Origin of the sequence: Roseibium sp. (assembly GCF_051016195.1) — a bacterium.
Classification (GTDB): Bacteria; Pseudomonadota; Alphaproteobacteria; order Rhizobiales; family Stappiaceae; genus Roseibium.
Genome location: NZ_CP134616.1, coordinates 1,717,073 through 1,731,094 on the forward strand (window position 1 = coordinate 1,717,073; position 14,022 = coordinate 1,731,094).

Sequence of the window (14,022 nt, forward strand, 5' to 3'; positions counted from 1 at the left end):
AAAAGGGGATGGACCCATGAAATCACTCAAGTCTGGTCTACTGACGGCTACGGCTCTGCTTGTCACACCGGCAATGGCGGCGGCTCCCGCGGACGTCTTGTCGAATTACGGCGACATCGCACAGGCAAGCTATGCGGACTCTCTTGCAACCGCCAAGACTCTGAAAGGCGCGATTGACACCTTTCTTGCCGAGCCGACCGAGGCAAACCTAGAAGCCGCGCGTTCTGCTTGGATCGATGCCCGCAATCCCTACCAGCAGACCGAAGCCTACCGCTTCGGCAATGCCATCGTGGATGACTGGGAAGGCAAGGTGAATGCCTGGCCGCTTGACGAGGGACTGATCGACTATGTCGATGCGTCCTACGGTGATGAATCGGAAGAGAACCCGTTTTATGCCGCAAACCTGATCGCCAATCCGAAATTGACGGCCGGTGGTGAGACGGTCGATGCAAGCGAAATCACCGCCTCTCTTCTCGCAGAACAACTCCAGGAAGCCGGTGAAGTCGAAGCCAACGTGGTCACCGGATACCATGCCATCGAGTTCATGCTCTGGGGACAGGATCTCAACGGGAGCGGTCCTGGAGCCGGCGCACGTCCGGCAACAGATTTCGACCCCGCAAACTGCACCGGCGGCAATTGCGAACGCAGGATCCAGTATCTGCAGGCAGTCACCGATCTCCTGATTTCCGACCTGGAAGAAATGGCCGCGGCATGGCAACCGGGTGGAGCGGCCCGCGAAGAGTTGGCGGCGAAAGGCGAGAACGGCGGTCTTGCAACGATCCTGACCGGTATGGGGTCGCTGTCCTACGGAGAACTGGCCGGAGAACGCATCAAGCTCGGCCTGCTGCTGCACGATCCGGAAGAAGAGCATGACTGCTTCGCGGACAACACGCACATGTCACATCTCAACGATGTCATCGGCATCCGCAACGTCTATTTCGGTTCCTATGCGAGCCCGCTCGGCAACAACGTCTCGGGGGCATCCCTTGCGGATCTCGTTGCAGAAAAGGACCCTGCACTTGCCGAAGAAATGAAGACGAAACTCGATGCGACGCTGGCCGCCTTCAAGGTCATGAAAGCGCGTGCCGATGGCGGCGAAGCCTACGATCAGATGATCGGCGAGGGCAACGAAGAGGGCAATGCCGTGGTTCAGGCCGCCGTCGATGCCCTGGTCGACCAGACAGCTTCCATCGAACGTGTTGTCAAGGTGCTCGGCCTCGACGAGATTGCGTTCGAAGGTTCGGACAGCCTGGACAACCCGGGCGCTGTTTTCGAATAAAGACAGATCGTCAGGCGGTTTTCGGGCCGCCTGACGTGCTTTACGATCTGCGAATTGGGGCTCGCAGACCACATTTGGGATGCGATTATGACACTGGGGCCCCGGTTGATGGCGCTCAAGAGCGCCCTGTTCTGTTTTTGCCTGGTTGCCAATTCGGCTGCTGCAGATGACGTATTTTCTCACCGGGATGATCTGACAGCGGACGACTGGGCCAGGATCGCGACAGTTTTGACCGCGCCTGGGGATTTCGAGACGCCGGAGCGCTTCGAGCCGATGCAAGGCGGAGCCGGAACGTCGACGCGCCGAGCGAACCGGGATGCCTTTTCGCATTCCAATTCCAATCTCACCTTTGAAGAGCAGCATGACTTCAAGGTCGGCAATGGGCTCTTCAAGAAACTCTGGACGTCTTCGCCATCGTCAACACGGGCTTCCGACGGGCTTGGTCCGCTCTATAACGCGCGTTCCTGCCAGGGATGTCATCTGAAGGACGGGCGCGGGCGGCCGCCGTTGCCGGGTGAAAAGGCGGTATCGCTGTTCCTGCGGCTTTCCGTTCCGCCCAATACGGACGAACAGGAAGCGGCTCTTTCATCAAAAGAAATCCTGCGTGTGCCCGAGCCGACCTATGGTGGTCAGTTTCAGGCCTTTGCCGTTCAGGGTTTGCCCGGTGAAGGCCGCTTCGACATCGCGACCGAAGATATTGCCGTTCCACTCAGCGGTGGTGAAGTGGCAGTGCTGCAAAAACCCGTCTACATGATCCGCGATCTGGGGTTTGGCGAGATGCATCCGGACACCCTGATCTCGCCGCGTGTTGCGCCACCAATGATCGGGCTGGGGCTCTTGCAGGCCATTCACCCGGGAGACATCGAAGCGCTGGCGGACCCGGACGATCTCGATCAAGACGGCATTTCCGGAAAAGTCAGCCGTGTTCGCGATCCGGCTACCGGTGATCTTGCTGTCGGCAGGTTCGGCTGGAAGGCGAGCAATCCAACGATCCGTGCGCAGACGGCAGGCGCTTTCTCAGGTGATATCGGCATCAGCACACCCGACATGCCGGGCAACTTCGGTGACTGCACCGAAGCGCAGACAGCTTGCCGGGCGATGCCACATGGCGAGCAGGAAGACCTGGGTGTTTCCGAAGCGCCGGACCCGGTCATGGACCTGGTCACCTTCTATTCGGAAAACCTCGCCGTACCCATGCGCCGGGACGTTGAAGTTCCCGACGTTTTGTTGGGCAAGCAGATCTTTTACGAAGCCGGCTGCACCAGTTGTCATCAGCCAAAATACGTCACGAGCCGCAACGCGGACAATCTGGCGCATCGGTTCCAGCTGATCTGGCCTTATACTGATCTTCTGCTGCATGACATGGGCGAGGGTCTTGCCGATCATCGCCCGGTCGGAGATGCCAACGGGCGCGAGTGGCGCACGCCGCCGCTCTGGGGCATCGGTCTGACGGAAACGGTCAACAATCACACGCGGTTTCTTCACGATGGTCGCGCGCGCAATCTGCTTGAAGCCGTGCTATGGCATGGCGGCGAAGCGCAAGAAGCCCGTGACAAGGTCGTGGACATGCCGCCGGAACGGCGCAACGCACTGATCCGATTTCTGGAGTCGCTGTAATGAGAGCATCTGTCCTTGGAATAGTCCTGTCTGTCCTTGCCGTGCCGCCTGCGGCGGCGGATTTCAATGACGCGATCGACAATGCGATTACGGGTTACATCCGGCCCGCAACCACACAATTTGCCGAGAGCGCAGCCGACTTGCCCGGCGCTGTTTCCGCTCTTTGCGAGGCGGGCACCGAGTTGCATGCCGCCGCGTTTGAAAAGGCGTTTTCGGATACGCTGCGGGACTTTTCGCGGGTTCAGTTTCTGCGGTTCGGACCGCTGCTCGACGACGACAGGCTCAGCCGCCTGTCTTTCCGGCCAGACCCCCGCGGCCGGGGGCAACGGCAGATCAGAAAGCTTTATGCATCGAAAGATCCAAGCTTGCTTTCAGCTCTGAGCCTCGCGAAGAAAAGCGTCGCCGTGCAAAGTCTGACCGCCCTTGAACTGATTGCCTTCGACAAGAACACCGATGTTGTTCTCGGACGTTCCGGCGAGAACAGGAATTACACATGCGGGTTTGCGCTCGCCATTGCCGCGAATGTCGCAGAAATCGCTGAAGCGACTGCGGCTGCATGGGCTGATCCGGACGGCTACAGTCAGTTATTGCTTTCCGCCGGACCAGAAAATGCAAGATACCGGACGGCGACCGAGGCCATGGAAGAGATTTACAACTCCCTTGCGACGGGTATTACGATCACCAAGGATCAGGACATCATTCCTGCGCTTGGAAAGTCGGAAGACAAGGCAAAGCCTCGGAGGTTTCCGTTCTCCCGTTCCGGCAACAGTGTCATCTACCTCACCGGAGAACTCTTCGGCATCCGCGATGCGCTCTTCAGCATGGATCTCAAGCCCCTGATGTCTTCAGAGGATCAGTGGACCCTTGACAGCCTGGGTTTCGAATTCACGAATGCCGGAAATTACCTTGAAGCACTTGAGACACCTTTGCGCGACACCTTTGCAAACACGGAAAACTACAATCGCGTTGCGGCGCTCTCGATTACGCTCTCGTCTATCCAGGAACTGATGAGTGACGGTGTTGCCGGTGCGCTCGGTCTCGCGGGAGGGTTCAATGCCCTTGATGGAGACTAGGCAGTCGCCGTTTTCGCGCCGGGCGTTCTTGAGTGCGCTTGGCGGACTGGCAACTGCGCCTGTCTTTTCCGCTTCGCCGCTGGCCGCGAGCCTTCTGGAAGGGAATGCGGGCGATGATGGCCGTCTGTTTGCCAACGCCTACAAGCGGGCCGACGGCAGTTTCGGCATCGGTATTCTGGATGACTACGGGCAGGTTCTCGGCCAGATAGTGCTGCCGGGCCGGGGGCACGGCATTGCGGTTTCACCCGATCGCCGCCGGTTCGTGGCTTTTGCGCGCCGGCCCGGAACCTTTGCCCTTCTGGTGCGGCCTTACGAGGACGCAGAGCCTTTGGCAATCGTTGCTGCGAAGGGCCGGCACTTTTACGGGCATGGGTGTTATTCGGCCGACGGCCGGTTGCTTTACGCGGTTGAAAATGACTTTGAAGCCGCTCGCGGCGTCATCGGCGTTTACGATGTCAGCGGTCGACTGGCGCAAAGAATCGGCGAATTTCCGAGCCACGGTATCGGGCCGCATGACATCGTGCTATCCGAGGACAGGACCACGTTGGTTGTCGCAAACGGTGGGATAGAAACCCACCCTGACCGTGCCCGGGAAAAACTCAATCTGGACACGATGCAGCCGTCCGTGGCTTTTGTCGACGCTGCCACCGGGGACCTTGTTACCCGGCATCAACTGCACGCCTCCCTGCATCAACTGTCTTTACGGCATATGGCGCTGGACAGAAACGGGCGGGCGTGGGTCGGCGGTCAGTATGAAGGACCGGCCTCGGATATGCCTCCTCTCGTTGCGGTCATCGCACCCGACGAGCCGCCGCAGCTTGCGGCGATTCCCGCGGTCCTTACCGGCAAGCTGGAGAACTACATTGGTTCTGTGGCGGCCAACGCAACGGGTGACGTGATCGCCACGTCCGCTCCCCGGGGCGGGCAAACCCTTTTCTGGAGCGCCGGAACGGGCAACTTCCTTGGCGCACAGTCCATTCCGGACGGATGTGGTGTCGCGCCCGCCGATCAGGGCAGTTTTCTGATCTCGGACGGCAACGGAGGCGTGTCCCACGTCAGCGAACCGGGGGAACCGTCCGAAGTTCTGTCGCGCCCTCCCGGAATTTTCTGGGACAACCACATGGTCGCCATTTCCTGATCCGGTTGATATCCGTCCGAAAGCGTCGTGCTTTGGTTGCGAATTCGTCCTGTTTCCTGCTTTTGTCAAATTCACAGTGCAGTGTGGGTGTGGATGAGCGGCCGTTTGGTCTACATTGGAGCCGATTCGCGAAAGGAGACGCTCAAACATGCGACGTCTTTTGATCGGGCTGGGCAGTCTGGTGATCATGCTGGTGGCGATCGTGCTGATCGTGCCCCTGTTCCTGCCCAAGGACGAGATCAAACGTCAGGTGGTCGAACAGGTGGACAAGCGCCTTGGCTGGCGCGTCCGGCTGGACGGTCCGGTTTCGCTGTCTCTTTTTCCCGGTTTTACTCTGGATGCGCGCGACATTGGCCTGTCCGGTGAAGCGGGCGCCGACGGCATCGAGTTCGCGAAAGCGGACAGGATGGAGTTCGGTCTCGCCTGGGGCGGACTGCTCTCCGGCAACATTCAGGTCACCGGCATCAGCCTGGACAACCCGGATATCTACCTCGAAGTCGGCCCAAGCGGATCGACAAGCTGGGAACCGCGCCGCGATCTCGGCCTTGCAGCAGATACTGCCGACAGTGCCGCCCCCGCGAACCAGGGGAACGCCGAAGCCGCTCCGCAGCCGGGCGGAGCCGGTGCGGCTGCCGGGTCTGGAAGCTACCTGAAAAGCATCGGCATCGACAGCCTTGAAATCAATGGCGGTACGCTGACCTACAAGGATGCCACCCGGGAAGAACCTTTAAAGGTCAGCGACCTCAATCTTTCGCTGTCTGCTCCGGACCTTTCCGGCAAGGTTGATCTCACCTCAAGCTTCGTATTGCAGGACATCCCGATCAGCGTTGCAGGGGGGGTGGAGAACCCGCTCGGCATGACTTCCGGCGACCAAGTGCCGCTCGATCTGACGGTTTCGACAGGTGAGAACACGTTCGCCGTTTCGGGGCAGGCAGGGCTCGAGCCGGTTCGCACGCAACTTGAGATCACTGCGGCCGGACCGTCGCTCAAGGCGCTGGCAGCGCTGGCCGGACAGACGCTCGATGCCGATCCGGGCGCTTTTTCGTTCGACGCCAAATTGTCGGGCACAGAGGCCGCCGTTTCGCTGGCCGATCTTCATCTCGCCCTTGGCGAGCTGTCTCTCGGGGGGGCTGCGGATGCGGATCTGTCCGGTCTCGTTCCCGAAGTGTCGGGCCGACTGGTCCTCAAGGACGGGTCGATCAAGGATCTGCTGATGCTGGCTGGCCGGGATCTGCCTGCAAACGGGAAGCTGAGCGCCGATCTTGCCTTTGAAACAGTGGGGCTGACCGGTCCGGAACTCGTCGCCGGGCTCGATATGAATGGTTCCGTTTCGATCTCCGATGGCGAGATCGGCGGTTTGGGTCTTGCGTCCACGGTCGGCGACCCGGAGGCGGATCGGCTGACCAATCTCGCGCTTGATCTTGAGTTGCAGGGTCTTGAAAACCCGATCTCGCTGGGTGGCGCACTTTCCTGGCGCGGCGAGGCCTTCAGCGTCACAGGAGAAGCGGACACGGCAAGTCTGCTGGCTGGAAATGCCGCGCCTGTGTCTGTCTCTTTGAAGGGAAACCGGGTGAGCGCGGGATTTGCGGGCCAGGTTGCCCTGCCTGCAAATATCGACGGAGCTGTCAACGTCGATACGGCCGATCTGCGCGGCCTCATGGCATGGCTCGGCCAGCCACTTGGAGCAGGCGGCGGTCTGAAGACATTCAAGGCTTCCGGCATCTTTGGAATTCAGCCCGATGCGATTTCCTTCGAAGAAACCCGGTTCACGCTGGATGAAACAAGCGGTGAAGCGAATGGACGCATTGCCCTTGGCGGGAAACCCAAGGTGACGGCCCGACTGGCTCTGCGAGAACTGGTCCTCGATCCATACCTGGGTGATGCACCGCAGACATCGGGCGGCGGATCCGGTGGTTCGGGATCAGCCGGAAACGGTGGCGGAGGCGACGGCGGGGCCCGGCAGACCGCTTCGAGCGGGTGGAACAGTGACCCGATCGACTTCTCCGGCCTCCAGGCAGTCGATGTCGATTTCAAGGTCACCGCCGGCCAGATCCGCTGGAACAAGATCAAGATCGACGAGAGCATCCTGTCCGCAAACATCGAAAACGGCGTGTTGACGGCCGATCTGGAGAAACTGGCGCTCTATGACGGATCCGGAACCGGTCTGGTGACGCTTGACGGCACATCACAGACACCGAAGCTGGCTGCGCGTTTCACGCTGTCGGGCCTGAGTGCCTATCCCTTGCTGCGCGATGCCGCGGATTTTGAATGGATTGAGGGCAAGACGGCAATCAATCTCGATGTGACGTCCAGCGGCGGGTCCCAATTGGCCCTGGTCCAGGGACTGGGCGGTACCGCCAGCTACGAATTCCTGGACGGCGCGATCCGGGGCATCAACATTCCGAAAATGGTGCGGGGTCTGTCCGTCGAGACCCTGCTTGGCTGGCAGGACAATCCATCGGAAAAAACGGATTTCAGTTCCCTGACCGCGTCCTTCGACATTGCGAACGGCATTGCCCGCACGGACAATCTTGCCATGGTCGGGCCGCTGTTACGCATGACCGGTGGCGGAACCACGGACCTTCCCGCCCAGAGCCTCGATTGGCGCGTCGAGCCGAACATCGTGCCGACGCTCGAAGGCCAGCCGCCAATGCCGCGCCGCAAGGGCGAGGACAAGAAGATGGCCGGTCTCGGGGTTCCGATCGTAATCAAGGGGTCCTGGAACGACCCGCAGATCTATCCTGATATCGCCGGAATTCTCAAGGATCCGCAGGCGGCCTACAAGCAGTTGCAGGAAACCGGCGGCGAGCTGATGTCGATCCTTCAGGGCAACAAGGATGCACCCCAGGAACTCGTGGAAACGGCCAATGAAACCATCCGCAGAGCGACGGGCGGACGGACGCAGATCGATGTCCAGAAAGTGATCGACGGCGAGGTCGACGATCAGGAGGTTCTTCAGGCGGTCGAGGAAGGTTTCGGATTGCCGCCAGGCTTGCTCGGCAGTGTTCTGGGCCGCAAGAAAGAAGAAGACAACAACTGACGCGAGCCCACTGCGGGCCGCGGCTTGAAGCTGATTTCGGGAGCGGATAACCGGTCAGAACCTGCCGGTCTTGCGCGTTAACTCGATACCTGGGCTGACCCGCATCAGGCGCATCTCTCCGAAACTGCGCACTTCCTGCTTCCCGAGGTCATCGAGATGGAACTCCTCGACGAGGTATTCCTTCATGGAATCGGGTGCAACAACACACATGGGATTGGCAAAGGCCTGCAGGCGCGCCGCAAGATTCACCGCGGAGCCGAAGACGTCATAGACGTATTTCTGAATACCCACGACGGACCCGACCGCTGATCCGGTGCCGAGACCGATACGCGCCTCCCATTTGTACTGGTGGCTCTGGTTCCGGCGCTCCAGGTACCGGATGAAGCGGACGGCACAATTGGCGACGGCACGCATATGATCCGGAGACGGTTCCGGCATGCCTGCGACGGCGAGATAGGCATCGCCGATCGTCTTGATCCGTTCACAGCCGAACTGTTCCGCGATGCGGTCGAACGCGGTGAAGATATCGTTGAGCTCGCCCAGGGTAACCGTCGGGTCATGGTTCGACGAGAACTTCGTGAAATTGACGAAATCCAGCATGACGACAGAAACGCTGTCATAGAGTTGCGGCGTGACCACGCCGAAGGTCTTGAACTCCTCGTAGACCGTACGCGGCATGAGGTTCAACAGCAGGCGCTCAACGCGCTCTTTTTCACGTTCCAGCTCCCGCGTGTTGCGTTCGACCATTGAAGAATAGCTGTCAATCATGGATTCCAGCTCGCGGATGCGGGTGATGTTCTGGCATTCCACCACGAGCAGATCGCTTGCTTCCTCATCGGCACTTGATATGGACAATGCGATCACGAGCGTGCGCCGTTTCAGCTTCACCGAAATCTCGCCGTTGTAGCGTCCCGACTGTTCCATTGCCGTGCGCACTTCATCGACATCGATATCCGGAAGCACCTCTTGCAGGGAGGCGCCGGCTTCGGGCTTTCCGAACCATTCGGAAAACGGGGCGTTGCTGAAAAGAAACTGGAGATCATCGCCGCGCACGACGGCGATGCCGACCCCGATCGCGCGCAAAAGCTGCTGGTTGATCGCCGTGATGCTCATGACAGGCCTGTTGAGAGTATGCTCGTCCGGCGCGCTTCGATTTCGATCATGACCGTTTCGATGTCCTGAGGGGAAAACCCATGCTCGGAGAGAGTTTCGCTCAGGAGCATGCGAATCTCGTCGTAGTCCTCGTGAGTCAGATCGAGCGATGCATGGGCACGCCTCAGGCGTTCGTCCGAATAGGAAACAGGTCCGCCGAGAAGTGCCGAAATGAATTTGGTCTGATGGTCGATCAGTTTCGGCATGTCGATGCCCTCGAAGAAATCCCCGATACGATCAGAGTCGAGCACCTTGTCGTAGAAGTCCATCACGATACGGCTGATAATTTTGAAGCCGCCATATTTATCAAAAAGCGTCTTGGACATGCTTGAGATACTCAAATGTTTGCGACTTGCCCTAAAGAAAATCAGACTAGGCGAGTGTGCTCTCAAAGAAAAGGTTTTTGGATTTTTAGCTGTAGATTTTTGGACTTGCCTAAATGTTGATCAACTTTTTGATCCCGTGCGTATTTCCCTACCAGGCATCAGGGTAATCGCAAAGAAAACCAGCGAACCTCTTCGGGTGCGTCAATTCATGGCAACGACAGTGCGCACAAGCGGATCAGTGTATGCTTTGATCCCTGCGGACAGAGATGGGATTGTGAGCCATGCAGCAGAATGTCAGATTGCTCGTTCGCGCCGACGATGCGGGATCCTGCTGGGCCTCCAACCAGGGATGCCTCAAGGCCTGTGTCGACGGGATCGCGCGCAGCGTCGAAGTGATGATGCCCTGTGCCTGGGTGACGGACGCCGCAACGCTCCTTTCTGATCATCCGGAGATCGACGTTGGTATCCATCTGACGCTGTCCAGCGAATGGGAGGCGGTGAAGTGGCGACCGCTTTCAAGTGCCCCGGGTCTTGTTGACCGGCACGGCTTTTTTCTGCCGCTGTTGCAGGAACGGTACGGTGACGATCGGCCGTCGCTGAACGGCCGGAACTGGAACATCGATGAGGTTGCTGCGGAATTCAGGGCACAGGTTGAACTCGGGGTCCAACTCTTCCCCCGTGCTTCGCACATCAGTTGTCACATGACGCGGCACTTTGCCGACTTCGATCCGAGACTGGGAGAGATCGTTGCCGGGCTCTGCGCCGAGTTCGGTCTCAAAGACGATCCGTTCGGGCATGGATTGCCGAGGTTCAGTCCCTATCCGGCACATCCGCGAGACAGTCAGGCCCGGATATCTTCTTTTGTTGAGGCGCTGGGCGGTCTTGCTCCCGGAACGCATATCTTCATCGATCATCCGGCCGTTGACTGCGGTGAGCTGGCAGCCTTGGGACATCCTGGGTATGAAGACGTGCGCGCGGACCGGGTCAGTTGCCTTGAAACGCTTGTGAGCCCTGAGGTCCAACGCGAAATCGAGCGTCTTGGGATCGAGCTGATCGGCTACAAGGATCTTTAGGGCAAACCCGGCAGGGCCATGTGCCGGCCCAAGCGGCTTCAGAGCCGCAGAGCGCTCAGCATGCGTTCAACACCGTCTTCGATTGTGCCGGTGTTCTCGATGCGGACAAGATTGGCAACGTCCTGTGGTTCCAGGTTTGCCCGCTGAAGGCGTCTTTCGATGTCGGCGCGACTTTCGCGCCCTCGCGCGGCAAGTCGCGCGGCGAGGACTTCGACAGGCGCTGTGATCACAAGGACAATCGCGGTTTCGTATTTTTCCGCCGCGCGCTGTAGAACGCGCCTCGAGCCGTTCGCAATCACCGTGTCACCGGCACGGATGCAGGCGTCATAGGCCTTGGGTATGACATAGCCAAGCCCATGGGCTTCCCAGAAAAGCGCCGTTTCACCCCCGGCGACAAGCCTGTCGAACTCCGTGCGTGTCAGGGTTTCGTGGTCTTCCGCGTCCGGGTCACAGTCCCGGGTGATTGCCCGTCGGACGAAGTGCACATCCGGCCGGTCCTTCAGCCTGTCGCGGAGCGCGGACATCAGCGTATCCTTGCCCGCGCCGCTCGGGCCGACAACCAGCACCATCCGGCCCGGACCGAGTTTTTGACCGGCTCCTGTTCCGGCATCAGGCAACGCGTCTGCCCTCACGCCAGACGCCGCGCACGATCGGCACGTTGCCGACGAGCCTGACCTGTATCAGGTCGGCGCGCAGGCCCGGTGCAAGACTGCCACGATCCGACAGCCCGATTGCCCGCGCCGGGCTGGATGTGACCATGGCAACCGCCTCAGGCAGATCGATCGTTTCGATTTCTTCGGCGAGCTGAAAGGCCGCCTGGACGAGCGAAACGGGCACATAGTCGGACGAAAGCACGTCGAGATATCCCGCTTCGGCCAGTTCGCGGGCCGAAATGTTGCCGGAGTGCGAACCGCCGCGCACGACGTTCGGTGCGCCCATCAGGACCGCCATTCCCGCTTCGTGAGAAGCCCTGGCTGCTTCCAGTGTCGTCGGAAACTCGGCAATCCGCGTCTTCAGCGCAACCGCCTCTTCCACATGATCCACGGTCGCGTCGTCGTGACTGGCGATCGCGATCCCCTTCTCCTGGGCGATCGCGGACAGCTTCCTGCGATTGTCGGGGGCAAGACCGCTTGCGCGCGCCTGACGGCGGCGGATGAACTCGTCCATTTCGGCGTCCGAGAACCCCTTCTTGCCCTGGTAGTAGGTTTTGTAGGCGTTGAGGGAGACGAACTGTCTTTGACCCGGCGTGTGATCCATCAGCGAAATCAGCCGGATGCTGTCATCCTCCTGGAAGACTTCGTAAGCGCTGAGAACGTCCGGTGCGGAGACTTCGCAGCGCAGGTGAATGAAGTGGTCGGCGCGCAAGCGGTGTTCCCGCTGGCCCGTCTCGATGGCATCGGCAAGGGCGCGCATGTCGGAATAGCGCAGATCCGCATCCTCGTCCATTCCCACCCTGAGCGCATCGAACACCGTGGTGATGCCGGCGCAGGCAATCTGGGCATCGTGCGCCTGAACGGCGGACACCGTGTTCCAGCGGACCTTTGGCCGGGGGGCGTAGTGTGTCTCCAGATGGTCGGTATGCAGTTCGATCAGTCCGGGCAGAAGGTAGTCGCCCTCGCAGTCATGCCCGTCGACATTGCTCGGGGTCGCGACGGCTTCGATGGTGCCACCGGTATGGACGCTCAGGGACCCGTCAATCACCTCGTCCGCAAGAACAAGCTTGGCGTTTTTGAAGACTTTTGGATGCGTGGTCATGCATTCTCCCTGTCGGTCGGCCGGGTGGGCCGGGTTCCCGCTGAACCCACGGGCGTGGTGCCAGTCAGCTGAAACACGGTGTGAACATCAAACGGAGCGCCGCGCTCCGGTTCCTGGTAGAGGGCGAAAGAGCTGCAAGCGCGCTCCTTGCCGGTCACCGCGGCAAAGTGGGACTTGGCAGCTTCCTCAAGTTCGGCCGCCTCGTGCTCGCTGTCGAGTTTGTTCGACAAGGTCATGTGAAAGCGCATCTCGTCGAAAACATAGGGGTAACCCCAGTCGGTGAGGTATGCGTCCTGTTTCGGTGTCAGCCCGCTCTTGCGGCGGCGCTCAAGGTCCGCCTCGGACAGAGGAGCGCGATACGGTTCGAATTGACGGACGCAAAGCGCAGCGAAAGCGGAGAGGTCCGGTTGAGGCCGGTCCGGCGTCAGCGCGAGAAATTTTCCGAGACGATTGACGTTCAGGGCCTCGATGCGGAACGGGGCAAGATCGGATGCGAACTTTCGGCAGGCGGTGATCAAATCCGCCTCGTCCATGCCGGGCTTCAGGTGAAAGGGTGCTTTCAGCGTTCCGTGGAAGCCATAGCGGCGCGGGTCGGCGGTCAGTTCGCGAAACCGGGTCGCGTTGAGGCCTGTCAGCGCGGACATGTCCGGGTCGGTTGCTGCAAACGGGTCACGCCCAAGCCAGGCGTTGCCCAGCCGCATGAGGGCATCATCAGCATCGGCGGCAAAGTAGATCGCGTAGCGCATGTCAGAATCACGGATTTTCTAAAAAGAGCCAGACGGCTCACCTAAAGGCGGGAGGTGACTGTTCTGTGACAGTTTGCTCCCGCCCGCAACTGTTTCCTTTGCCTCGTGCATTCAGGCAGCGGCGTCCGCGGCAAAAGCGGTGACGTCGATGATCCGGTCGGCGATTTCCTCGCGCACATCCTGATCGTGAAGGATGCCGACCATTGCGACGCCCTGTTCCTTTTTTTCCTGCACAAGACGCACAACAACGGCCCGGTTGGCGGCATCGAGCGAGGCCGTCGGTTCATCGAGCAAGAGGATCGGATAGTGCGCAATGAAGCCACGCGCGATGTTCACGCGTTGCTGCTCGCCTCCCGAGAAGGTGGCAGGCGGCAGGGTCCAGAGCCTTTCCGGCACGTTCAGACGGGCAAGGAGGCCGCGGGCCCTGTCAACAGCTTCCGCTTCGCCCGAGCCTTGCGCGACGAGCGGTTCCGCGACGACCTCTTCGGCAGACACGCGCGGTATGGTGCGCAGGAACTGGCTGACATAGCCGATGGTGTCTTTGCGAAGCCGCAGAACCTCGCGCGGCTGGGAGGCAGCGACATTGATAATGTCGTCGCCGATCGTGACCAGGATCTGGCCCGCATCGCAGCGGTAGTTTCCGTAGATCATTTTCAGGATGGAGCTCTTGCCGGCACCGGACGGACCGCCGAGCACGACGCACTCTCCGGCGTTGACGGAGAATTCCACCTTGTCGACCACCGGGATAACGGTCCCACCCTGCAGGTGCATGGTAAAGGACTTCGAGACACTGTTGAGATAGAGGCGGACGGGCATGAGAAGG

The 14,022-nt window shown here is 60.1% G+C and carries 12 protein-coding genes; 6 read left to right on the plus strand and 6 right to left on the minus strand.

The window, feature by feature from the left end; translation table 11 throughout:
• Positions 1 to 16: 16 nt before the first annotated feature.
• The 5 genes from RDA78_RS07920 (at position 17) to RDA78_RS07940 (ending at position 8,147) form a co-directional block, all read left to right on the plus strand.
• A complete protein-coding gene (locus RDA78_RS07920; protein ID WP_434054783.1) occupies positions 17 to 1,279 on the plus strand; it encodes an imelysin family protein in 1,263 nt (420 codons plus the stop codon).
• An 87-nt stretch (positions 1,280 to 1,366) separates the two neighbouring features.
• Positions 1,367 to 2,896 (plus strand): di-heme oxidoredictase family protein, encoded by a 1,530-nt coding sequence (locus tag RDA78_RS07925; protein WP_434054784.1) that lies wholly within the window; start codon positions 1,367 to 1,369, stop codon positions 2,894 to 2,896.
• Complete coding sequence (locus tag RDA78_RS07930; protein ID WP_434054785.1) at positions 2,896 to 3,969, plus strand: imelysin family protein; 1,074 nt, start codon at positions 2,896 to 2,898, stop codon at positions 3,967 to 3,969. Before RDA78_RS07925 ends, RDA78_RS07930 begins: the two co-directional genes overlap by 1 nt.
• The gene (locus tag RDA78_RS07935) at positions 3,950 to 5,107 is read left to right on the plus strand and encodes a DUF1513 domain-containing protein (protein ID WP_434054786.1); all 1,158 of its coding nucleotides are present in this window, start codon (positions 3,950 to 3,952) and stop codon (positions 5,105 to 5,107) included. Before RDA78_RS07930 ends, RDA78_RS07935 begins: the two co-directional genes overlap by 20 nt.
• A gap of 148 nt (positions 5,108 to 5,255) precedes the next feature.
• Positions 5,256 to 8,147, plus strand: a complete 2,892-nt coding sequence (locus tag RDA78_RS07940; RefSeq protein WP_434054787.1) for an AsmA family protein — start codon at positions 5,256 to 5,258, stop codon at positions 8,145 to 8,147.
• A 54-nt stretch (positions 8,148 to 8,201) separates the two neighbouring features.
• Here RDA78_RS07940 and RDA78_RS07945 read toward each other — a convergent pair whose 3' ends face one another.
• Entirely contained in the window at positions 8,202 to 9,260 is a 1,059-nt protein-coding gene (locus tag RDA78_RS07945) for an adenylate/guanylate cyclase domain-containing protein (RefSeq protein WP_434054788.1), read from the minus strand.
• Positions 9,257 to 9,625 (minus strand): group I truncated hemoglobin, encoded by a 369-nt coding sequence (locus RDA78_RS07950; RefSeq protein ID WP_434054789.1) that lies wholly within the window; start codon positions 9,623 to 9,625, stop codon positions 9,257 to 9,259. Before RDA78_RS07950 ends, RDA78_RS07945 begins: the two co-directional genes overlap by 4 nt.
• A 281-nt stretch (positions 9,626 to 9,906) precedes the next feature.
• On the opposite strand from RDA78_RS07950, the gene RDA78_RS07955 reads away from it, so the two are divergent.
• Positions 9,907 to 10,698 (plus strand): ChbG/HpnK family deacetylase, encoded by a 792-nt coding sequence (locus RDA78_RS07955; protein WP_434054790.1) that lies wholly within the window; start codon positions 9,907 to 9,909, stop codon positions 10,696 to 10,698.
• Between the two features lie 38 nt (positions 10,699 to 10,736).
• On the opposite strand, the gene phnN is transcribed toward RDA78_RS07955, so the two are convergent.
• The 4 genes from phnN to phnL all read right to left on the minus strand — a co-directional run bounded on the left by phnN (position 10,737) and on the right by phnL (position 14,015).
• Positions 10,737 to 11,330: a phosphonate metabolism protein/1,5-bisphosphokinase (PRPP-forming) PhnN gene (gene phnN / locus RDA78_RS07960; protein ID WP_434054791.1), complete on the minus strand. Its 594-nt coding sequence runs from the start codon at positions 11,328 to 11,330 to the stop codon at positions 10,737 to 10,739.
• On the minus strand, positions 11,308 to 12,453 hold the full coding sequence (locus RDA78_RS07965) for an alpha-D-ribose 1-methylphosphonate 5-triphosphate diphosphatase (protein ID WP_434054792.1): 1,146 nt from the start codon (positions 12,451 to 12,453) through the stop codon (positions 11,308 to 11,310). The genes phnN and RDA78_RS07965 overlap by 23 nt, the downstream gene beginning before the upstream one ends.
• Entirely contained in the window at positions 12,450 to 13,199 is a 750-nt protein-coding gene (locus RDA78_RS07970; RefSeq protein WP_434054793.1) for a DUF1045 domain-containing protein, read from the minus strand. The genes RDA78_RS07965 and RDA78_RS07970 overlap by 4 nt, the downstream gene beginning before the upstream one ends.
• Positions 13,200 to 13,310: 111 nt before the next feature.
• Positions 13,311 to 14,015: a phosphonate C-P lyase system protein PhnL gene (gene phnL, locus RDA78_RS07975; RefSeq protein WP_434054794.1), complete on the minus strand. Its 705-nt coding sequence runs from the start codon at positions 14,013 to 14,015 to the stop codon at positions 13,311 to 13,313.
• Between the last annotated feature and the right edge of the window lie 7 nt (positions 14,016 to 14,022).